General features: G+C 64.0%; 21 protein-coding genes. All 21 read right to left on the bottom strand.

Annotated features, from left to right (window positions below; genetic code table 11):
• Positions 1 to 27: 27 nt before the first annotated feature.
• The 21 genes from HN018_RS23405 to HN018_RS23305 all read right to left on the bottom strand — a co-directional run bounded on the left by HN018_RS23405 (position 28) and on the right by HN018_RS23305 (position 20,276).
• Entirely contained in the window at positions 28 to 735 is a 708-nt protein-coding gene (locus tag HN018_RS23405; protein ID WP_171833889.1) for a hypothetical protein, read from the bottom strand.
• 25 nt (positions 736 to 760) lie between these two features.
• Positions 761 to 3,094 carry a type IV secretory system conjugative DNA transfer family protein gene (locus tag HN018_RS23400; RefSeq protein WP_171833890.1) on the bottom strand — a complete coding sequence of 778 codons (2,334 nt, stop codon included), beginning with the start codon at positions 3,092 to 3,094 and terminating at the stop codon, positions 761 to 763.
• A gap of 1 nt (position 3,095) precedes the next feature.
• Positions 3,096 to 3,551, bottom strand: coding sequence for a hypothetical protein (locus HN018_RS23395; protein WP_171833891.1), 456 nt, complete (start codon positions 3,549 to 3,551; stop codon positions 3,096 to 3,098).
• A gap of 503 nt (positions 3,552 to 4,054) precedes the next feature.
• A complete protein-coding gene (locus HN018_RS23390; protein WP_171833892.1) occupies positions 4,055 to 5,254 on the bottom strand; it encodes a secretion/conjugation apparatus DotM-related subunit in 1,200 nt (399 codons plus the stop codon).
• A 4-nt stretch (positions 5,255 to 5,258) separates the two neighbouring features.
• Positions 5,259 to 5,774: a lytic transglycosylase domain-containing protein gene (locus HN018_RS23385; protein ID WP_171833893.1), complete on the bottom strand. Its 516-nt coding sequence runs from the start codon at positions 5,772 to 5,774 to the stop codon at positions 5,259 to 5,261.
• Positions 5,771 to 6,190 (bottom strand): hypothetical protein, encoded by a 420-nt coding sequence (locus HN018_RS23380; RefSeq protein ID WP_171833894.1) that lies wholly within the window; start codon positions 6,188 to 6,190, stop codon positions 5,771 to 5,773. The genes HN018_RS23385 and HN018_RS23380 overlap by 4 nt, the downstream gene beginning before the upstream one ends.
• A complete protein-coding gene (icmT, locus tag HN018_RS23375; RefSeq protein ID WP_171833895.1) occupies positions 6,187 to 6,435 on the bottom strand; it encodes an IcmT/TraK family protein in 249 nt (82 codons plus the stop codon). The genes HN018_RS23380 and icmT overlap by 4 nt, the downstream gene beginning before the upstream one ends.
• Positions 6,435 to 7,598, bottom strand: coding sequence for a type IV pilus twitching motility protein PilT (locus HN018_RS23370; RefSeq protein ID WP_171833896.1), 1,164 nt, complete (start codon positions 7,596 to 7,598; stop codon positions 6,435 to 6,437). The genes icmT and HN018_RS23370 overlap by 1 nt, the downstream gene beginning before the upstream one ends.
• Positions 7,595 to 7,792 carry a hypothetical protein gene (locus HN018_RS23365; RefSeq protein ID WP_171833897.1) on the bottom strand — a complete coding sequence of 66 codons (198 nt, stop codon included), beginning with the start codon at positions 7,790 to 7,792 and terminating at the stop codon, positions 7,595 to 7,597. The genes HN018_RS23370 and HN018_RS23365 overlap by 4 nt, the downstream gene beginning before the upstream one ends.
• Positions 7,789 to 8,733 (bottom strand): type IV secretory system conjugative DNA transfer family protein, encoded by a 945-nt coding sequence (locus HN018_RS23360; RefSeq protein ID WP_171833898.1) that lies wholly within the window; start codon positions 8,731 to 8,733, stop codon positions 7,789 to 7,791. Before HN018_RS23360 ends, HN018_RS23365 begins: the two co-directional genes overlap by 4 nt.
• Entirely contained in the window at positions 8,726 to 9,238 is a 513-nt protein-coding gene (locus tag HN018_RS23355; RefSeq protein ID WP_171833899.1) for a DotD/TraH family lipoprotein, read from the bottom strand. The genes HN018_RS23360 and HN018_RS23355 overlap by 8 nt, the downstream gene beginning before the upstream one ends.
• Before the next feature lie 98 nt (positions 9,239 to 9,336).
• Positions 9,337 to 12,390, bottom strand: coding sequence for an ATP-binding protein (locus HN018_RS23350; RefSeq protein WP_171833900.1), 3,054 nt, complete (start codon positions 12,388 to 12,390; stop codon positions 9,337 to 9,339).
• Between the two features lie 18 nt (positions 12,391 to 12,408).
• On the bottom strand, positions 12,409 to 13,065 hold the full coding sequence (locus HN018_RS23345; RefSeq protein ID WP_171833901.1) for a hypothetical protein: 657 nt from the start codon (positions 13,063 to 13,065) through the stop codon (positions 12,409 to 12,411).
• Positions 13,066 to 13,068: 3 nt separating this feature from the next.
• Positions 13,069 to 13,545 carry a hypothetical protein gene (locus HN018_RS23340; RefSeq protein ID WP_239479380.1) on the bottom strand — a complete coding sequence of 159 codons (477 nt, stop codon included), beginning with the start codon at positions 13,543 to 13,545 and terminating at the stop codon, positions 13,069 to 13,071.
• Between the two features lie 83 nt (positions 13,546 to 13,628).
• Positions 13,629 to 14,165, bottom strand: coding sequence for a hypothetical protein (locus HN018_RS23335; RefSeq protein WP_171833902.1), 537 nt, complete (start codon positions 14,163 to 14,165; stop codon positions 13,629 to 13,631).
• 10 nt (positions 14,166 to 14,175) lie between these two features.
• Entirely contained in the window at positions 14,176 to 15,462 is a 1,287-nt protein-coding gene (locus HN018_RS23330; RefSeq protein ID WP_171833903.1) for a hypothetical protein, read from the bottom strand.
• Between the two features lie 70 nt (positions 15,463 to 15,532).
• The gene (locus tag HN018_RS23325; protein ID WP_171833904.1) at positions 15,533 to 16,819 is read right to left on the bottom strand and encodes a DotG/IcmE/VirB10 family protein; all 1,287 of its coding nucleotides are present in this window, start codon (positions 16,817 to 16,819) and stop codon (positions 15,533 to 15,535) included.
• Positions 16,819 to 17,817 (bottom strand): DotH/IcmK family type IV secretion protein, encoded by a 999-nt coding sequence (locus HN018_RS23320; RefSeq protein ID WP_171833905.1) that lies wholly within the window; start codon positions 17,815 to 17,817, stop codon positions 16,819 to 16,821. The genes HN018_RS23325 and HN018_RS23320 overlap by 1 nt, the downstream gene beginning before the upstream one ends.
• A gap of 13 nt (positions 17,818 to 17,830) precedes the next feature.
• Entirely contained in the window at positions 17,831 to 18,460 is a 630-nt protein-coding gene (locus HN018_RS23315; RefSeq protein ID WP_171833906.1) for a DotI/IcmL/TraM family protein, read from the bottom strand.
• 63 nt (positions 18,461 to 18,523) lie between these two features.
• Positions 18,524 to 19,240, bottom strand: a complete 717-nt coding sequence (locus HN018_RS23310) for a hypothetical protein (RefSeq protein WP_171833907.1) — start codon at positions 19,238 to 19,240, stop codon at positions 18,524 to 18,526.
• A gap of 586 nt (positions 19,241 to 19,826) precedes the next feature.
• A complete protein-coding gene (locus HN018_RS23305; RefSeq protein ID WP_171833908.1) occupies positions 19,827 to 20,276 on the bottom strand; it encodes a helix-turn-helix transcriptional regulator in 450 nt (149 codons plus the stop codon).
• Positions 20,277 to 20,331 lie beyond the last annotated feature (55 nt).

Raw genomic sequence — 20,331 nt, 5'->3', positions numbered from 1 at the left:
GATGCGGGATTGTACAGGCCCGCGACATTAACGCGCAAAAAATCCCCGGCTACTGACTGGTTCCGTTGGATAGTTTGGGTTCGCAGTCGCCATCAGGTAGATCACCTGCCCCACCGAATGATCCAAGTAACTGACCAGCCTGACCGGCTTAGTGGCGCTCATCACCTGTGTCGTTTGCCCGAAGAGCACCGCGTCACCGGCCCAAACGTGACCGGACGCGACGATCAACCGGTAATCACCTGCGGGAAGCGGTACGGTCGTGACCGAGTTTGCTTCGAGGTAGATTGTCGCAATGAGGCGGTTCGTGATCCAATCTCGCGCCGTCGCAACGTACCGGACATCTGCATCCACAGCTGAAGTCTGCAGCGTGAGTGGCGCTGACGCAGCCGCTAAACGGGGGGTGGTCAGAGTTGTCGAGCCGTTCTCCGGAAAGGCGACGGGCACGATGCCCTCCTCTTGGGGTGGCGGCCTCGACGCCCGATGAACCGTCGGCCATGCTATCTGGCCGTGCTCGCTTCGTATGACGGTCAACGCCAAAACCCCGAACACCAAAACCAAGCCGAGCGGCTTGAGCGGCAGGGCCATTGGCAGCGGTGTCAGATTGAGCGGAATCGGCTCCCGCTCCCCGTTAGCCCGTCCTTCGGCCTTATTCCAACCGGGCCTGGCCTGACTCTCAGCCTGAGCGCGGCGCTGCTGGAAGTCTTCCCGATACCAGTCGCGATCTTCCATGCTCATCTGCAGTGATCCAGGCAGCAGGGCGTCAAGCCGCCAGGCGGTCGGTGAATTGATCGATCAGCGCCACCAACTCGTGCGGCGCCATGGCCTTCGGCCGGACAGGAGCCGCATGGCCATCCCTGGCCCGATCCCGCTCGGCCAGAGCCGCCAAGGCTGCCCGACGGGCGTGCTGGGGACTGCCGGACGCGTGCAGCTCGATCGCCATCAAGATTCGCATGGCGTCGGCGCTGATCGGATTGGCGGGCATGCCTGGATCGACGGCTTCGCGACGGGGCGTGCTCCCGGCCGCCTCGAGCATTGGCAACAGGTCGGTCACAGGCGGCTCGGCCGCTGCACCGCCCTCGGGGTTGGCGTGGCCCGACCGAAGCAGGGTGATGTGCGCCTCGGCCGCGGCGAGGATCGCGGCACCGGCGCATTGCGACATCGGACGGCGCGCATTCATTCCCAGCGCAAGGGCATCCAGCATCGCAGCTAGTATCGGCGTTTCCTCCACCCCGTCTGTCACTGCGGTCGAGCCAGACGTTAAGGTGTCGATGATCGTCCGTGTGGTGCCGACGTCGGCGCTGATGTCGTCGGGCTTTGGTGCCGCCAGCATGATGGGGCGGTTGAGCCGGGTCGGTCCCGACGTGTCCAATTTGGCGTAGAACACCTTGGCGTAGATGCGCCGGCCGCCGAACATGACGATCGCCTCGCCCTCGAGCAGGCTCTGCAGGTCACGCCAGTCGATGCGGGAGACCTGCTTAACCTCGGCGTGCTGGGCCTCACGATATTGCCCGACGCTGCCGCCCTGGTAGCTGGTCGCCTGGGTGACGGAGACCTCGCCAGCCGTCTTCTGCAGCCAGTCGCGGGTACGCTCCGCGTCCTGCTGGCGCATGGCGATGGTCAGGTTGGCATTGCCGAGCAGGCTTTGCGTCTTCTCGCCCAACCGCGCCCAAATGCCGGACACCTCCTGAAAGGCGAGCCAGAACACCACGTTCAAGCCCCGTCCCATCGCCAGCATGCGATCCATGCCGCTCGTGGCGTAATACGCCACCTCGTCGAACACGATGTAGAACGGACTATCGCCGGCGGTCGGCTTCAGGGCGAATATCTCATCCGCCTTGCCTTCCAGCCGGGCGCCCAGCAACTGCGCCAGCATCCCGCGCAATCCGGCCACGACAATCTTGCCCAAGGCTGCCAGGGTATCGTCCGAGTTCTCCAGAGCCGGCAGGTTGACCACGAGGATGCGACGATTGAGCACGACGTCGCGCATCTCCACATCGCCACTCTCAACCTTGAAGATGTGGCCGAGGCTGATCGACATCTGCGCAAAGGTGCTGAGGAAGTATAGAACCGCGTAGCCATGCTGCTCGGACGGCTTGTCGCTGCGTTGCTCATTGTAGGGAACGCTGATGTCGTAACCTGGCAAGTCACCCAGATAGGCCAGCAACGGATACACGATGTCGATCGGCATGTCCGGCACAGGGATCTCGCTCACCGTGCCGGTCCTCGGATCGCGTACCAGGAAAATCCGGTTTTTGGCCAGCGTGTAGATCCAGGGCATCTCCAGCGAGAAGCGGATCTTCTCGATGTTGATTGTAACGCCCTTGTTGTCGCGCATCCAGACGAGAACCGGCGCCAGGGTGCCGATCAGGCCAACGGCGCGGCCACGGAACAGACCGTTCGAGTCATCGGGACGCTGTTCACCGAGCTGGCTTGCCAGCATCTCGCGGATAGCATCGGCATTGCCGGTTGCGAATGGATTAAAGGTGTTCGATTCCTTGATCCCGGAGGCGACCAGGAAGTTCAGGGCCAGCACGTCGTCCTCGCGGCCGAAGCGCCGGGCCAAGGCCAGGACTTGCCCATAGAGCGTGTTGTCCGCCTTGCCGTCGACCAACACGAAGCCGCTGCCTTGGGCCAGGGCGTTTGCCAGCATGCTGAGTATCGAGGTGGTCTTACCAGCACCCGTGGTGCCGGGAATAGCGGCATGCTGTCGCATGTCGGCATTGGTCAGCCATAGTTCCTGCCCGGTGACGGCATCCGTGCCGACAAAGAAGCGGCCGTCCGCCATTTGCGGCTTCCGCGTCGCCGGGTCGGGATAATTATAGTCTCGTCTTTTCGCGCTGCGCGGCAGGCGCAGCGGCAGCATGACGCGCCGGGTCAGCACCCAGGCCGAATACAGTGTAGAAATCGGCAGAGTCAGGTTCAGTGCTGCCGGATAGAACCAGGTCGCGCCAGCCATTCCGCACAGAACGAGTCCCGACGCCGAGCTACGCAGTGCATCGGAGAGCCGGACCGTGGTTGGCCTGACGTCTCGGAAGGCTTCGCCGCCGGCGCGCTCGTATTGCGCCTGCGGGCCTGTGATTTCACGGCGGATCATATCAGGCCCACGGGACGATGTTGCGGCGCGGCCGCCAAGACCACGCTGCAATAAGGATCATACGCAGCAAACCGATTACCGCAGCTGCAACAACAAACCCAATCGTTGTCAGAATGGCGGCAAACATACCCACCGACCATGTAACGCTTTCGGGATTGTCGATGAAGTCGCAGAGATTACCATCGCTTATGGCAGCCATGTCCGGGCCGCCCGTTTGGGGGACGGCTAGCGGGGCATTGACTACTCTTGGCCAGGCGCTGCAGGCCGCTCGTACCGCGGTGATTGAGGTGCGAACGTCACTTGGTTCGGCAACTCTCGACGTAAATGGCGAAACAGGTTTCGGAACATCACGAGCCTCGGCACGGGCCGGCGCCGGATGCGAGGCCAGTGTCACCACCACGGCGAGGCTAGCGGCCGTAAGGGCGGACTTGATCCTGAACGGTCTGGTTATTTTCATGCTTTTCTCGTGTTCTCTTAATCAATGCTGCAAGCCAAACGGGTCTGGTGATCCGGCTGGATTAGCCATGCCAGGCGGCGCGATGACCGTCGGCGGTTGGGCGAGTTGCTGGCGAATGCTGGGGGGAAGCTCGTTCGAGACTGGCGCTGCCATACGGGCTTGCGGCGATTGCGCCGCTTCCGAGGCCAGCCTGCTTGGTCCAGCTTGGATCCTCGCCAACATGTCCCGGGCATGTCCCTCGCCGGTCCGGGCGCCAAAGTCGTAGGCACCGATCACGATCGCCACGCCGGCCAGGCCGAGAAGGAGGGGTCTCGTAAGCCTCCTCCCCGATCGCCCGCTTGCTTGGCTTGGTTGCCGATCTGCGACCGGCACGGGACCTTGATGCGACACCTCGCTGCCGAGATGCAGGTGGATGTGCAGCGTGGTGGTGCTGGACGGTATATCGATCGCCCGGGGCTGGGCGGAATGAGCTTCATCGAACACGAGGCGAAGCGGTGTCTGGGTCATACGGCCTCCGGGAGGTTGCTGCTGACCTCATCCTGGCCGATCGCGGCGCGAACGGCGCTGACCGCCCGGCCGACCGATGGAATCACCAGCGGACGGCAGGCGGTACGTTCCGCCGCCCAATGATCGCGCGCTCCCGCCGCCTCGACCCTGGGGTTCGGATGCGTCGTTTGGCCGGGGCCATCGCCCTCGAAGCCGAGGGAGTGCAGCGCATACCAGAGGTTGCGATCGACCAGCTTCAGGCAGGCGAACTGAGCCGGCGCCAGAACGCCGGACCGCCGACGTGCCGCGGTCAGCAGGCTCATGAGCACCGGAGCGGTGTAGGCGTGTCCAGCGGCAATCCGCCCTGCCTGCACCAGCATTTCCTTGGCCTGCAAAGCCTTATTGGCGTCGCCGATCACTTCGGGCGGCACCGCATAGGATTGGGCCGGTCCGGTCGTGTCCGCCTGATCGCCGGGTGGCAATGCGATCGAGAATGCCGTCAGCAGATCGCGAGCCTCTTCCCGACGCTGCTCGAGGTGCAAGGCAAACGCCGCATAAAGAACCCGCACATGGCCCGGCGCCTGTTCGACGCCGCGCCACATCGGTCCGAGCTGGTCGGTAAAAGCCTGCGTGGCGCGCACTTCGTCGAGCGCAATGGCATCCGATGATCCGCGCTTTCCAGTCGAGCGGGCGAAACGCTGCACCCACTCCGCGGCATGCAGGGCCGGATCGCTTGGCCGCAGCGCAGCAGGCTGCAGTGGCACCAACCGCAAATTGCGCTTGGCGAAGGCGGCGATCGAACCGAAGGTCGGGGTTAGCTCCTCGATCAAGCCGTTGAGATCGAGGGCGCGGGTGAACTTGGACGGGGCCGCCCGGGTGAAGCAAAGCCCGGCAAGGACCAGGATGAAGACGATGACGGGGATCCGCAGGTAGAGGCCGATCTGGTTCAGCACGCCGAGGATTTCGGGGACCGTCACGGCATCGAGGTTGGCGTTCCCGACAGTCTGGTCCAATCCATTCAGGGCCGGCGTGAATATGCTGACAAGGCGAATCTGCCAGCGCGCGACGTGGGCCACCACGCCCGAGACTTCGGTATGGTAGTTCGTCCAACCAAGCCAACCGAAGAAGCCGAGACCGATTACCACCACCGCGAGGCTAAGAAAGGTGAAGTCATCGTTGGAGGGCCATGCAGACCGATTGCCTTGACCGCCGGGCATGTCGTTAACTTCCTGTTCGATTGGTGGGTGTCAGCGCGGCCTGGCGTTGTGCCTGGGTTTGCAAGCGCAGCGCTTGCCGCAGCACCTTGCGCAGGTAGTCGGCTTTGTAGCCGGGGTCGTGGGAGTGGTAGAGGCCGACCCCTTCCCAAAAGTCGCCATGCGCCTGATCCATGGCTTGGCGCAGGATCCAGGTTCCAGCTTCGACGTTGGCGCAGAAATTATCGCGCAAAGCCGCGTAGGTTTCAGCTGAGGTGGCGCCCCAATGTTTGGCCACGATAGATACCCAGATCGTGTTGACCTGCATCGGGCCGATATCCACTGTACCGTTCGTATTCTGGCTGACATGGCCGAGCGTGCCGCCTTCGACGGATAGCAGGATCACCACCACGGCAGGCGGAACGCGGTGTACCGCCGCGGCGGACTCGATGCAGCGGACGACCGGGGGCAGCGTTGGCTCTGCCGCATGCCCGGCGATTGGCGACAACGCGATGGCGAGTGCCAGCCCCGCCCAAACCTTCATACGGGCACCGGAGCGCGCGCAGAACGGGCGATGCGATCTTCCGCCCCATGCCAGACGCCACTCAGATCGTTGACCAGCAGCGTCTTCGGTTGTGCGATCTGCTCGATCGCCTCGATCACCGCCAGCATGACGGTCGCGAAGGTGCCGCCGTGTATGCAGACCACGGTGTAGCCAAGCACCGTATTCGGGTGGGTGGCGATCTCGATCCCCAGGCTCTTCCCGGTCGCCTCCCGCCAGATGGCATCGGCGGCACTCAGGAAGGCCGGCAACAATCCAGTCGGCGCAGCGGCGCTGTCGGCCGCATAGATCAAGGTCCGATGCGAAGCCTTGCAATCATAGAGGATAGCCCGCTCGCCTTGCTCCAGTAGGCGCTGCAGGGTGGGGCTGACCAGGCCGAGGTCGACGCCGTTGCTCATGCGAGCCGCCGCCGTTTCCAGGCCGGGACCGCCGGGCGGATGCTGCCGACGAGCCCGCGCCGGATGACCCGCACCACGGCCGGGACGGTCAGCCCGAACCACGAGATCACCGTGAAGAACACCACCCCGGCGATGGCGATATAGGCCGTCGTCCAGCTCCAGTAGAGCACGAACACCAACACCGGAATGCAGGCTCGTGCATCGAGTACCGCGACCTTGACCGGCAAAGCCGTGTAACGCCACATCAGCCAATCTCCTTGAGTTCGACCGCCGCTGTCTGTGGCGTTATCCGCCCCTCTTCCACCGCGCGACGGATCGCCACGGGGTAGGATTGCCCCTGCTCATCGACTGCCTTACGGGTCAGGCTCGGCCAGTCGGAGGGGTTGGTCTGCAGGAACTTGGTGCGTAGTTTCGCATCGAAGACGAGATACTCGCGCAACGCCGTGCGGCGGCCGTCGGTCGAGATGGCCAGCCGCTGATTGATCACCAGGCGCAGCGATTGCGCGACGGCGCTGACGAGGTTGTCGCGTTCATCCGCCGGACAGAGGCTAGCGATGCGCTGCATCGTCAACGCTACATCAGGTGCATGAATTGTTGAGAGTAGCACATGCCCGGATATCGCAGCCTGCACCGCCGCGCTCATTGTCGCGCCATCCCGACATTCGCCGACGATGATGTCAGTCGGCTCGCGGCGCATGCAGCCACGGATGAACGCCTCAAAGGTCGGCAGATCGCGGGGGATCTCGGTCTGGTTGATGGTGCTCGACGGACTTTTCACCCGGTCGAGCAAAAACTCGATCGGGGCTGCGCCCTCGGCAATATTGTAGTGGCCTGCTGGATCCTCCAGCTTGGCCATGGTGAAGCCGGCGATCAGCGTCGATTTGCCTGAGCCTGTAGCACCACTGACAATGACCATCCCTTCTCGCGGCCGGAACGCGGCCATGATCCCGGGCTCGACCAGTTGCGCCGCCAGGGTTGGCGGCATGTCAGGGATTGGCCGTAGCACCACATTGGCGCCGTCGCGCCGGCTGGTGCGGATCGGCGTGGCGTTAAGACGAAAACGCAACCGCTTGGTCCGCGTGCGCGCGATCTCATACGAGACGTCGAAATCCTGCCCGCCCTGAAGGCGCGCCGTGCCATCGGCGCCGTAGAGATGGTTGGCGATCTGCGCGATCTCCGCCTCGTCCAGCGAGTGCTGGGTGGCGCGGCGGTTGCGGCCATGGATGCGCAACCAGACCGGATGCCCGGTCGTGAAGCCGATGCGCGAGGCGCCCAGGTCGTAGGCCCAGGATAGCAAGGAATCCAGGCCGGGCGCGGCCTTGCGCGGATCGCTGACCCAAACCGTGCCTTCATCCGGCCAGAATTCAGCCGGAGCGGACGATAGTTCGATCGGAGTAACGGCGTTCATGGATTACGCCTTCCGAGCGATGACGTCTGCAGCGATGGAAATTCGATGACCGCCGGATCGAAGGTGACCCAGGAACAAGCCAGGTCGGGCAGACCGACATCGAGCCGATACGAGCGCATGACACCAACAGCTCCGCTGACGATGACCATCCCCTTGTAGGTGTCGGATGCGCCCAGCGCGCTGAGCGGGCTCATTGGCAGCCATACCCGGCGCCGGCCCGCCTACCCTGCAATCCTGGCTGATCGGTGATCCGCACCACCTTGTCGCCGACGTGCAGCGTGTCACGGCCGCCCTGCGTCGCCCGGGTCTGGAACACGACACGTGGCTGCTCGACCAGGCCCGAGCGCAACAGCACCCGGTATCGTGCCATGCCGGTAATGTCGCGCTGCAGCCGGCTCAGATCGGACAGGAAAATATCCACGGCCTGCTTCTCGCCGTGGCCCCAGCCTTCCGCGACCCATTTGTTCCAGTAGGCCACTTCGTCATCCGTGCGCGGCAACGCAGCGTCGGCCGGCCGCTGCGGCGCGGCCCAGCTGCGGACCAGATACTCCCGCCAGTTCGGCGGCGCTGAAGTCAGCTGCGCTTCCCGGGTGATCTCGTAGATGCAGGCGGTCTCGCGGGCGACCTGACCACCCTCGCCCAAAGCAAAGGCCAGCTGCGCCTGGGTGATGATCGGCGGCCGCATCAGCGTCTGGCCGCTTCCAACGGGCAACACCAGGGAGCGGAAGTCGAACGTCGTATCCAGCACCGGCTCATAGCGGCGCAGCATCTCGTTCAACGCGAAGGCACGACCGGCCAAGCCGCCTTGCGCGCCATACACCATCGCCGATTGGCGTAGCTCCTCAGCCCGGCCGGGCTTGAGACCGTCGCCATGCTGATCACCGGGGCGGGTCGCCTGCAGCGCCTCAAGCGAGGGCGGCGCCTGTCCCCCAACGATCGCCGGAGCCTCGGCGGCCCCGGTCACAGGCTGGTTCGTCGAATTGCCAAGAGTCTGCGTCGCCTGATCGACCTGGAGGGCGGACGGCAGTGGGGGGACTGCATTCGGGTAGATCCCGCCCTCCGCCCGCCCGGCTTGGCTGATCGTCAGCGACGACAACACCGTGGCCGCGCACAGCAGCGCCCGGAGCTTAAACATGGTGGATCACCTGAACCTGACGGTGCTGCGGATCGACCTGCACGGTCGCGGTCGTGCCTGCCTGGTCGCCGAGTGCGCGGAAGGCACTGATCACCTGGCCGTCGATATTAATCGCCACGCTGATCGCCTGGGCATCGTCCGGTGCCGAGACCACAACCGTGTAGCCGATGCTGGTGGCGAGCTTTCGCACGCCGGCGTCGAGCGAACCGGTCCAGACGAACTGCACCGGCTTCTGCAATTCGCCCGGAAGCACCGGCGCGTTGGCCGCTGCCTCGGCATAGCCGGACGGCCGCATGCCGCCGATCTGCGTCATGTCGCCGTTCACCTGGTCGAGGGTACGACGCAAAGCTAGTTCGGCGTTTGGCATTCCGGTCATCGACACGTCAGTCGGAACGACGGTCGACGCACAGCCCGCAAGCAGCCCCAGCGCCAGCAATGCCCCGACTGTCGATATACCCGATGATGGTGACGTGGTCTCGAAGACCTTAGCCCTATCGACTTTCATCACGCCCTCCATGTTGGTCCATGGATGATCGGTGGTGGTGGAGCGAACGGGGCATAGTTTTTTACAAGCGCGTTTTCGGTACTTGCGGAGATTGGCTGCTACTCAGCAGCCAACAGTATCGGCTCCGGTCCTTCGACATCCGGGTCGCGCAGCTTCATGCCGATGCCATGACCGTTGAGCAGCTCGCCAGCCAGTTCGTCGATAACCCCAAGCTCAGCCTTGGTGTCGAGTTCGCCACGGATCAGCCGGTCCTTCTTGCGCCGATCGATCTCCTTGAGTGCCGAGCCGTACGGAAACACCTTGGAAAGCCGTCGAAGCCCCTCGCTGAAGCCCACCCGATCATACAGTCGGTTGCGCAAGCCGGTGTCGCCCGGGGTTGTGCTCAGCGCCCACAACTCGATCGGCCCAAGCGAATTGACCAGCATCTGCTCGTATTTCTCCCCACCCGCTGTGAGGATGGCGAGGAAGGGCGCGCCTTCAGGACCCGGACCATTCAGACCATATCGAACAATCCCAGCGCTGGCCTCGGTCAGGTTGAAGCGGTTGATGATCTCGTCCGCTTCCTTCTCATCACCAGCCTTGAGAATGAAGCGGCCGGTCGCCTGCGAGGTGATCCCGTCGCCCATGTCCTGCAGGCGCTGCGAGGCAAAGCCCAACTGGATGTTGTGCTTGGGACCTTCCCGCACATCGAGTTCAGCCTGGGCACGCACCTGTGGGCTGCGTTCGGTGCGGTGCCACTCGTCGTAGTCGAGGCGCTTGACGCTTTCCATAACGTCCTGAAAGCGCGCCAGGTGGTAGTCGCGCACGGCGACTGGCACGTATTGCGCGTAGTCCGGATGCAGGAAGAAATTGCGCGCCAGCAGATGCCGGGCCAGCATGTACATCATCTCGGTCTGCCGGTTGGCCGAGGCCGAGCCGGTTGGCGCCACAGCCGCCAGATCAAGACCGATCACCCGCGCCGGGCCGAAGTCCAGCTTGGTCGGGCTGTTCAGCGTCGGATACTTGCGGATGATGTCGTAGATGTAGCGCTCGAATAGCGAGCATGAATCCTCATGCGTCGCGTCGATCTTGAGCTTGTTGAACATATCGCGTACCTGGTCGGTGCGCGCGGCGCTAATCAGGTCCTGCATCGTCGGCACTGCGTAGCGCTGCGCCACCTCGGCCAGACGATACTCGCCCAGGCCGATCAGGGCGTTGACCACATCACGCCACCATGGTTCTTCATGCTCGAGATCGACGTTGCGGTTCTGCAGCATGGCATCGACGTCGGGTTCGACGCCGACGCGGTAGCGCTTGGGTGAGCCGCCCGGCACATCGGTGCACAGCCGGTAGGCTTCATCGAGCACCAAGCCAATCATCTGGTTGATGCCCTCGAACGGGGTGGTGGTCTCCGGCGGCAAGGTTGCCAGCGCCATGAAGTTCTGCAGGAAGGCTTTCTCCAGCGGCAGCGGATACTCACAGCCGACCTGCAGATCGAAGATGTTGACCTCGTAGCCGCGGCCGAACTGCATGGTGACGAAGATCGCCTCGTGCCGGCGCTCCGGACCGAGCGCCTCCTGCAGCAGACGGATGAAGCCTTGCACGGACGGGCCGATATCGACCTTGCCGATCAGCGGCAGCTTGGCGCCCTTGGAGCCCATGACGGCGGTGCTGAGGCAGAGCCCGAGGTTAATCGAGTTGGCCAGCACTGATTTGCCCGAGCGTGGAGGTGCCACGAAGATATCGAGCACCTGCGGACGCATGGAGCCGCCAGCCGGGTCATACGGCCAGATCGCCCCATCCGGCCGGCGAAACACCACGGAGCCATGCTCCCAGGGCGAAGCGGTCCGGTTCCACGGCATCATCGACAGCGCATCACCCAGCAGAGCCAGTGACGCCGTTCCGGTCGACGCCAGCGCCAGCCCGGGCACGCTGCTCATCGCCCCTTCCAGGGGATCACCGCTGACACTGGTGGCGCGGCAGTTGCCCCAGCCCTCGATGCGCTGGCTCAACGTCGAGGCGCGGCGACGCAGCTTGCGCTTGTCTTCGATCGGCGCCCAGGTCGCGAACGAGGCCCGCAACTTGACCGAGATGTGGTTGTTGTCGATGCGCTCCTGCCGCAAGGCGGCGAAGGCGCGGCGCAGATCGCCGTTGCTCGGGAACATGGCCAGGAAGCTGGCGCCGACCTCTTTCATCGCCATCGATGATTTGCCGCCGCCCTCGATCAGGATGGCGCCGCGCCAGGGGATGCGGTCCCTGCCCAGGGCTGCGGCCAACTCGATGAACGGGCGCGGATCCTCCGGCCCCACGGCCATGTCGATCGGCGCATACTCGTAATCGCCGATCTGCACCCGCTGCCCGCCCTGGGTGACGGCGTCCGCATGGAAGATCTGACTGCGGATTGACGGCCACAGCAGATGCTCCGGCCGTGCCTTCTCACCGTCTTCCGGACAGCGCGGCATGGCGCGGTCGCCGAGCAGCACCGGCCGCCAAGCCGAGCCCGCCGTCTCGCGATACAGCGCCTCGCGGGCCAGGGTCAGCGATGCGTGGGCGTCGAGTTCAACCGTGGCGACGTCGGCGTTGCGCAGGGAGGCAATGACACGTGCGACGAAAGCGGCATGCCGCGCCGCCATGATCTCGGAGCGCAGATAGAAGCGCTGGCTGTCGCCGACGCGGGGGAGTTCCCGCGCCATGGCGTCCTGCTCCTCCTTCATCTGCTTGCGCTCTTCCTTGGTCAGCACCGAGCGGCGGGTGAACAGCACGTAGTACGCCGCCTCCCAACGCATGATTTTCGGCCACAGCCGCGCCCGCTCATCGAGAATGTCGGTCAGGTCCATGTTCAACTCACGTGCCACAGCACGACAGCTATCCATGTTCAGCCGGTCGATCTCGACCGCCGACAACTCCGGATCGGAGGCAAACCAGCCCAGGATCGCATGACCCTTATTCTCCAGCGACGCGGCAAGATCGACGCGCTGGGCCAGCGCCATGCGGGCGACATCCTGACGGGTCGCCATCTTGCGCATACCGTCTAAGCGGACGAACGAGATATAGTCGCTATGTTTGCTGACCAACGCATCGCCATGCGTGGTCTCGACATCGCAGAAGCTGTAGAGCGGCTGACGCAGGGTCAACGAGAGCCCAGCAAGCATCTTGGCAAGGGTGCCGATCATGGATGACCTCTTGGCTGTTTAGGACGCTGCAGACGACGGGTTGGGCGGCGTCGCGGGGCGCGGCGGCGTCCAGTCCCGGAGCATCTCGGGGTAGATATCGTGGCCGTCTTCATACAGGCGGCCGATCGGCAGCAGACGGATGCCGCCAAGCAACGCGGCACGGCGCGCATAGTCGGCCGCCGACAGCTCCAGCAAGGCCGCGCCGAGTTGGAGCGGGGACGTGGTGCCCAGCCTGAGTTCGGCAGCGGTGCGGCGCTCATACAAAGCGCGATAGGCGTGGTAGCCGGCCAGTGCCCGCGTTGCCGGCGCACGGGCGGATTGCGCCTCGACCGGCGGGTAGCCTGCTGCGGTGCAAGCCAGATGGATGTGGCGGGCGAGGACGTTGACGGCGCCCTGCGCCATCTCCGGCAGCCAGACCAGGACCGCCTCGCGGTCGATCTGCGGCCGGTTGAGATGCTGCGGTAAGTGGCAGAGCGGACAGCTCATCACGACATTGCCGGGGCGATTGTCGGCATGGTCGTCGTTGAGATGATACGGCACCTGCCAGCCTGCGGTCGGCTGACCGCAGAACTGGCAGGCGGCCGAAGCGGAGGCGCCCGCCTTCCACTCGCCCGACACGGCTTCGGCGGTCCAGGCCGAGGGGTGCGCCGAGAGGACAAGCTGAGGGCGAGCCATCGATTAGCCGCCCGCGCCGAAGGTGACGGTGCCGGCGGTGCTGGTGACGGTGGAGTTGCCGCCCGAGGCCGTGTTGGCGGCCTTGTTGATCCAGGTGCCGCCGGTCGCGAACAGGCCCGCCAGTACCAGGCCAGCGAGGCCCATCCCGACACGGCCACCCTCACGGTTCTGCGGCTGGCGCGACTGCCACAGCGCCCAGGCGCCGCCAACCATGCAGATCAGGGCCGCGCCATACATCGCCATGGAGCCGATGAAGCCGCCCGTAGTCGAGCCTTCCTGCGCCATCTGCTGCATCTGGGCGCCGATGCCGGCGGTGCTCGGTGTTGCCGCCTGGGCGAGCGCCGGGCCGACGAGAGCCAGCGACGTCAGCCCCGCCGACACGACTCCTGCGGCGAAGTTGCGCATGCGGGCCGACGGAAGACGAATGCCACGCGGCTGGACCCCCGCCGGCACGATCGAGTTATTGTGGTTGATGTTCACTTCGAATGCTCTCCTTGCCGAGGGACGATCCCTCTGCACTGAGACTGACTGGGCCCGGAGCGAACGGATGGAGGAAATTTCAGCTAGACCGTGAAAATGCCAACCAGCCACTGCGACACGGTGTAGATGTTCATCAGCATCGCGCCGAAGACGAACTGCACGCCGCAGCCGCCCCACTGCCGATTGCTGCGGCCACTGACCGCCGCCCGCCAGGCCATCATCGCAAAAAAGCAGGTCATCGCACCGAACACCTGAAAGAAGCCCTGGAACGCCTGCACGATGTTGAGCACCGTGGCGCCGGGGGTGGCGCCCAGGATGTTGGTGGTATCGACGGCGGTGTAGCTGGTCAGGCCGGCGACAACTGACATGGTGACGGTTGAACCGCCGCTGATGTTGACCTTGTTGAGGATCGCCGGGAACGACGCGCAGGCTCCACTGAGGATCAGCGATACCCAGGGAATCCAGGGTTTGCCACGGAAAGGATTATGCGGCTGCGCCTGCTGCCACAGCCCCCAGGCCGCGAACAGGAACAAGCCGATCGCGCTGAGATAAAGAAAGGTTGGCAGCAGGACGGCGAGGACGAGCGCCACCTGCTGCGCGAAGTTGACCAAACCTTGCATCGCCCATGCCCTACTGGATCACGCCGCGGTCGGTCTTCACCACCCAGGCCGTACCACGCTGGGCGATGCTGACGACCTTGCCCCAACCCGGAACGGTATCACCGGGCGAGATCGGCAGCTGCCGTGCCTCGCCCCCCGACGCATCCAGTTCCGACAACATCGCGAGGCCCGGAGACGCCGCCTGCACATGATAACGATGCGGGCCGGTGTCGGCCGGTGTCGTCGCCGCGACTGGCACCGGCACTCGGGCCACGACCGGTGCGACGCTTGGCGGTGGCGCTGCAGCCGGTGGGACCCTTGCCTCTCCGGAGGCGGCGCCAAGGGCGCCACGCGCCTCGGACAGCGAGATCCGCCGGGTGAAGTCACTAAGCGAGCCATCGACCCGCTCCCCCAGGTTCTGCTGGTCCTGTCGCAGTTGGGCAATCTGGGCGCGCTGATCCCGCACCAAGGTGCCGAGTTGCGTTACCAGGTCGAGGACCTGCACTTGCTGTGCGTCGGTCATCGGCGCGGGCCGCAGCGCGGCGATCGCCGCCACCGCATCCTTTGGTGCGGCGGCAGTTGCAGCCGGATGTTGCACGGGTTCTGGCGCGACCACGGCAACGCTGACAGGGCTCGACGGCTTCGGCGGATCCGAGGCGGCGGGTGGCAAATGCGGGTCAGCGGCGGGCGCGCTTGCGACCGCCGGGGCGTCCACCCGCTTCTCCGAACCGTGCGGCGCTGCGGGCGTCTGCCCGCCGAGGCGGAGAAACTCCGCCATCTCGTCGCCACCCGGATGCGGCGCAGCCGTGACGGGGGTTGGCCTCGGCAACGCTGCCACGCCTCCGGACGGCTCGGGCGCACGAGCCAGGCGGGCTGCAGGTGCGACCGGAGCTGGATTGTGCCCAAGCATGGTTTGGTTCGGGTTGAGTGCCGCTCCAGCGCCGCCCGCCCGGCGGGTCAGATCGGCGACACTGGAATGGTTATACGGTGAGATCCAGAACACGCCGCCGCCGACCACGAGCACGGCGATCGTGCAGGCGGTGATCATCAAGCCGTTGCGGTGCCGTTTTACAGGAACGAACGGCCCCATCGCGCCGGGGGCATGCCGCACCACACCCTCGTGTCCGTGATCGAAGACCTCGTCGATACCGTCGACTACGATCTCCGGGCGCGACGTGGTGTCGTGCTGAGCCGGTGAACCCTCGTCGGCACCTTCGATCTTATTCTCAGGCGCGATCCTATCGCCGTGTACATGACTGAAACCGGCCTCGGTCCTGTCGTCCTGGAGTTCAGGCCGGCCCGTGATGTGCGTGTCCATGGCGATCCCGCTTGCTGAAACTTATGCCAGGATCGGGCAAGTTGGCGCGAACGGTCACGAAAGAATTGCACTACCGGCTATTTTCCGTGACCGCCGCCAGGAACATGACGCCGACGTTCACATTGGCATCCACATGGATCGTGGGGGAGCGCGGCGCCTGCTGGTTGAGCGTGTTGCTGAGTTGCTGGGCGGCGACACCGGCACCAACCCCGAGTTGTTGCGGAAAGTTCAGCTGTGTCGCATAGGAAGTACCACCGAGGGGGCTCAAAACACTGTTCGTGTTGGAGGTGGTCGCCAACGCCTGACCGAGCCCCGAGACGAACGCCGCCGCGGCCGGGAGGGCGAAGCGGGCGAGATAGTGCTCATCCACGCTGCTCGCCACCGTGGTCTCCATCGTGTCCGGTGCGGTGACGATGGCATTGACGCCAATCGTCTGCCCACGGTGCTCGATCGAGTTGACCCGGATCACCAGGCGATCGGACGAGCCGGCGCCGTTGGAGCTGGCCTTACCGAAGGTGCCGATCATCCGGTCGCCGTTGAGCGGCCCGGAATCCGCCTGCAGCACGACCGGCCCCTCGGAGTCCGACGACACCGCCAGCACGGTATGGGCAAAGATGCCGCGCCCGGCGGGCATCAACAGACGACCCGCCGTGCCGCTGCCACCGCCGTCCAGGCGTGTGGCGTATGATGCGTTTCGGGTGGCACGGCCCTCACTTCCCGACTGCCCGGTGCCAGTGTCGCGCCCGGATGCCGCCTCCGCAGACCCTATCGACGGGTCGACCACGACCTCGGTGCGCGGTGACCGGCCGTTCCAACCGCGCAGCAAGCGGCTGACGGCATCGGCATAGGCTTGTTGCTCCTGGGGATCGTTCTGCACCGTGGGCGACACCTGCGCGACCGGACGAACCATAGGGTCCGGGGTATAGCGGATCGGCTGCGATACCGCCGTTGGCGGCGCCGGGGACACCGGGTGGAAAGCCGGAGCGGGGGTCTCGGCCAACGCTGCCGGCGGTGTCACACTCGGCACAGGCAGTGGTGCCGTCGTGTGGCTCGCTGCGATCGGCGGGGTGTAGGACAGACCGGCTCGAGCCGCCTGGTCGGCCTGCTCCTGGTTGGTCCGCAGCGCCAGCTTGTTCTGCTGTGGATTGCTGTTCAGCCCTCCGGGCAGTGGGTCGACCGTCGGCAGACGCGCCGTCTGCGATACCAGCGGCGCGGTCGAGCCCGACATCGAGACATAGGCGATCACCCCGGCCACACTAACGATGCAGCCGCCGATGACGAGAAATCGCCGCGGGCCGGCGTATGCGGAGCGATTGAAGATGCTGCCCATCTGCAGCTTGCTGGCAAAGCCGGACATTAGCGGGCCTCCTTCAATTCGGCGGATACGGTGCGGGAGTTGGCCGACAGCAACACAACCGGCGTGCTGGGAATGGCGTAGATCGTGGTGCCGCCTTCGCCACTCTGCGAAGCGTCCCAGGCCGGCGACATCAAGGTGTAGCGGGTGCGGATGTAGGTCTCGCCGCCGAGGCGCCAGGCTCGGACTTCATCCGGCGACACCCCCGACACATCCAGGGGCACCGCGTCCGCCGGGGCGATCCCGGCCAGCATCGAGTTCAGGTAGGGGGCGCCGGTGATCGGCGCACCGGGCCGGGTATCCACCATCACCTTGGCATTCGGCCCGCGATCCGAAACGTGGATGCTCATGTCCGCGTCGTAGCGATCGCGTCCGGAAATCAGCAGAAACGACAACGGCTTGGGGGCATTCTGCAGGTTCACCACCAGACCGCCACGGGGGACCATGGACATCGGCGTGATCTCGATGGTGTTGCTGCCCTTGACCGGCACGCAGACGTAGAAGCCGACCGCATTGACGGAGGGACTGCCATCGCCGCCTGAGCCGGACTGCGACGAGTTGCAGTTGGTGCCGCCGGCGACATTGGCGGCGTTACTGTTGGTGTTCCAGCCGATCGGCCAGGGCTGTCCCGTCGCGTCGAAGAAACTAATCGCGGTCGGATAGCCGCGCACGGTCTGGACGATGTTCGTCGCCTGACCGGGTGCAAAGGCCACGCTGACCATGCGGCTGACCGGCGACGCTACCAGCTGCGTCCCCTGCTCCTGAGCTTGCTGGGCCGCGCCATAGCGACGCTGCAACTCCTGGATCATCTCCGGCGTGAATGGGATGGCGTTGCGCACGGCCCGTTGGCCGGCGGAATCAAGTCCATCCAGCCCTTGGCTGCCCGGCGTCTGTGCAGATGTATCGGACGCGAGCGTCGAGCCAGGTCCGGTTTGCCCCAAGACCGCGCTGGGTGTCAGCGCTACGAGCAGCACCGTCGTCAACAGGGTATTCCGACGCATGGTGATCTCGCTTTCAAAAGCCCTTGGCATTGAGTTGTTCGATGGCCAGACCGTCCGGATGATTCTGATCGTTCATGCGGATGACCGTCGCCGTCATCATCAGGTTCGAAGTGCTTTGCTGATTGACGTTCTCGCAGGTCTGCACCATCGGAAACTGAATCTCATAGGCGAGATGCCCGCCAATGATCGAGGTTTGGCGAATGACCGCACTGCGTTGCGCCTGCGCATAACAGGTCATACGTGCGTGTTGCATTGCCTGGAAGTTACCAGCGGCGATATAGGCCGAGCCGAAACTGCTCCAGCCGTTACGGGTGTAGTGCTGCCCGGCGGTGTTCAGCTGCTGCGGAAAATCGTGGTAGTTGACGTTGTAGGGCGCCAGCACCCACTTGACCGACCAATCCAGCAACTGCGTGTCATCGACGATCGGGCTGTCCAGCGGCACTGCGGGCATCGGCGGATTATGCCCATCGACAAAGAAGTATACGGGCTGCGCCGGATGGGTCCAGACGTAACCGTCATGAATGACGAACACGCCCAGCAGACTAGACAAGACCAGCACCAGCAGCATGCTGTTGCGTACCACCCAGCCTTGAAAGTCCGGGTCGGATAATCTGCGGCTGATGGCTTCGGTCTGGTTCTGCATCGGCGTGTCCTGATTTGGCAGTCGAGCAAGTGTTGCCGCTACCGGTGCGAACGACAGACTCAATTATATAAAGGCTGCATCATACAGCTTGGCCTTCACGTCGCGCCGGCTCTTCTCCCGGCGCATCCGGTGCGTCCAATAAGGAAACCGCTCATCGGATACGCAGGTCATCATCTTGTATTTGGCTTCGGTCATGCGGGCATTGCCGATGTCCGGATCGAAGTGATCGACCTGCTGCGTCCTCGGCATCGTCGGGATCTGCAGCCAGTGCAGTTGCGATGTGATGGTCCGATACGACACGCCGTAATCCTCGGCGATCTTGCGTGGCCGTTGTCCAGACCAGCACCGCATCCCGATATCGATCAGCGCCCCAGAACTACCGGCCCAATCGACCTCGCTGCCGCCACGCTTCGATTGCATCCTAATCGGGGTCTGCGTGCCGCGGGTCATCCATTCGTCAGGAAGCCGCTCCGGGACAACCGGTTCGATAGGCCAGTCTTGCGCCATGGCCGGGATCAGGATTGGCCAGACCAGCGATCTGCGCTCGCGCCGCGGCAGCCCCATGCGTCGGGTCTTGGCCCAGATGCTGCCGCGGCTTCGTCCGATCTGCTCGGCAATACATAAGGTGGGCCAATTCCCCATCCAGCCGGCCAGCAAAACGGAGTAATCCTGCGCCAACCAGGCCTGCGACCCTCCGGCGCGCCGGAGGGTCGCGTCATGCGGCCGAGGCAGATCCAGTAGCACCACGAGATCGAGCAGGACCTCACGCGTCAAGGTCAAGAAGAGGCAGATCGCCTCGATCCCGTGTCCCTGCCCCATCATACCGGTCAGCAGCTGCCGGTATTGCGAGGTTGTTAACGGACCTGCCGATGTACGGTCATTATACTTGGGGAAGACCCCCATTGCTTGAAACGAGCATTGCGATACCGGCGGTGAACCGCCTGCTTCCATATCGCGCATCGAACACCCCCGCGCTTGCGGGACGGACTATAACCAGTCTTAACTATGGTTTGTCCATAGGAAACTAACAGCCTCTCAAAAAAAGTTGGGTGGTAAGTATGCTCAACGCACCGAGATTACAAAACCTCTGATACGGCAAACGGCAGGCCTGAAGCCAATGCTTGCGTATCGAAAGTCATAGAGTTGTAATTCGGCCGCCAACAACACGACTGCCTTCAGTAGGCCACTTCGTATGAAAGACCGAGTTTAGCCATAGCCGACTGCGGTATGTCTAGCGCGATCTGGTGCGAACGAGAAAAAACTTCGCCGCCATAAAAGGCGTGGAAGGCACGTCACGATGTCTTGGTGCGGGCCTCTTATTGGTTGCTCCGACGCAGATGGCAGCTGCATCGGAGCATCCCAGCTACTACTGCTTGGCGTCGTCTCTCAATTCGGAAGCGAGGCGCTCAAGCGATCTAACCTGGATCGCGAACCTGCCAGCCATGTCGGTCAGCACTTCCGACACCTCTGCCATCTTTGCAGCGTTGCGCGGTGTACTGCGCGGAAAAAAGTCGCTGACCTGTAGGTCCATCGCATCGGCAAGCAACATGACGCTCTTGATCGTCATATTATGCTTCGCGGCCTCGACCATAAAAATAGCAGTCGAATTGCATCCCGCTTTCCGAGACAACTCAAGTTGAGTGAGACCCATTTCCTTGCGCCGTTTCAACACGGCCCTTGCCATATAAAGTAACAAGGGATCCGGTTCTACATCCCCATTCGATGTTGTCTTCCCGCTATCCTTATTCTTCGCCATGGATGTCGCTAAAGGCGACTCAGTTTTACCAGCTTTGGGCTCTCGGTCACTCAATGGCATGGGAGGAGTCTTCGTAACCTTAACCATGTTGCCCTGCCAGGTCGCGCACTACTCT

Origin of the sequence: Lichenicola cladoniae (genome assembly GCF_013201075.1) — a bacterium.
In the GTDB taxonomy this organism is placed as follows: Bacteria; Pseudomonadota; Alphaproteobacteria; order Acetobacterales; family Acetobacteraceae; genus Lichenicola; species Lichenicola cladoniae.
Note: the sequence above shows the minus strand (reverse complement) of the source record. Positions and strands in the feature narration are given on the sequence as shown.

What these genes read in the sequence shown, in the direction of transcription:
- HN018_RS23405 (WP_171833889.1), bottom strand. Translation starts at nt 735, where the DNA reads ATGAGCATGGAAGATCGCGACTGGTATCGGGAAGACTTCCAGCAGCGC.
- HN018_RS23315 (WP_171833906.1), bottom strand. Translation starts at nt 18,460, where the DNA reads ATGCAGAACCAGACCGAAGCCATCAGCCGCAGATTATCCGACCCGGAC.
- HN018_RS23330 (WP_171833903.1), bottom strand. Translation starts at nt 15,462, where the DNA reads ATGGACACGCACATCACGGGCCGGCCTGAACTCCAGGACGACAGGACC.
- HN018_RS23400 (WP_171833890.1), bottom strand. Translation starts at nt 3,094, where the DNA reads ATGATCCGCCGTGAAATCACAGGCCCGCAGGCGCAATACGAGCGCGCC.
- HN018_RS23350 (WP_171833900.1), bottom strand. Translation starts at nt 12,390, where the DNA reads ATGATCGGCACCCTTGCCAAGATGCTTGCTGGGCTCTCGTTGACCCTG.
- HN018_RS23355 (WP_171833899.1), bottom strand. Translation starts at nt 9,238, where the DNA reads ATGAAAGTCGATAGGGCTAAGGTCTTCGAGACCACGTCACCATCATCG.
- HN018_RS23345 (WP_171833901.1), bottom strand. Translation starts at nt 13,065, where the DNA reads ATGGCTCGCCCTCAGCTTGTCCTCTCGGCGCACCCCTCGGCCTGGACC.
- HN018_RS23380 (WP_171833894.1), bottom strand. Translation starts at nt 6,190, where the DNA reads ATGAGCAACGGCGTCGACCTCGGCCTGGTCAGCCCCACCCTGCAGCGC.
- HN018_RS23370 (WP_171833896.1), bottom strand. Translation starts at nt 7,598, where the DNA reads ATGAACGCCGTTACTCCGATCGAACTATCGTCCGCTCCGGCTGAATTC.
- HN018_RS23335 (WP_171833902.1), bottom strand. Translation starts at nt 14,165, where the DNA reads ATGCAAGGTTTGGTCAACTTCGCGCAGCAGGTGGCGCTCGTCCTCGCC.
- HN018_RS23365 (WP_171833897.1), bottom strand. Translation starts at nt 7,792, where the DNA reads ATGAGCCCGCTCAGCGCGCTGGGCGCATCCGACACCTACAAGGGGATG.
- HN018_RS23325 (WP_171833904.1), bottom strand. Translation starts at nt 16,819, where the DNA reads ATGTCCGGCTTTGCCAGCAAGCTGCAGATGGGCAGCATCTTCAATCGC.
- icmT (WP_171833895.1), bottom strand. Translation starts at nt 6,435, where the DNA reads ATGTGGCGTTACACGGCTTTGCCGGTCAAGGTCGCGGTACTCGATGCA.
- HN018_RS23305 (WP_171833908.1), bottom strand. Translation starts at nt 20,276, where the DNA reads ATGCCATTGAGTGACCGAGAGCCCAAAGCTGGTAAAACTGAGTCGCCT.
- HN018_RS23360 (WP_171833898.1), bottom strand. Translation starts at nt 8,733, where the DNA reads ATGTTTAAGCTCCGGGCGCTGCTGTGCGCGGCCACGGTGTTGTCGTCG.
- HN018_RS23390 (WP_171833892.1), bottom strand. Translation starts at nt 5,254, where the DNA reads ATGCCCGGCGGTCAAGGCAATCGGTCTGCATGGCCCTCCAACGATGAC.
- HN018_RS23320 (WP_171833905.1), bottom strand. Translation starts at nt 17,817, where the DNA reads ATGCGTCGGAATACCCTGTTGACGACGGTGCTGCTCGTAGCGCTGACA.
- HN018_RS23395 (WP_171833891.1), bottom strand. Translation starts at nt 3,551, where the DNA reads ATGAAAATAACCAGACCGTTCAGGATCAAGTCCGCCCTTACGGCCGCT.
- HN018_RS23385 (WP_171833893.1), bottom strand. Translation starts at nt 5,774, where the DNA reads ATGAAGGTTTGGGCGGGGCTGGCACTCGCCATCGCGTTGTCGCCAATC.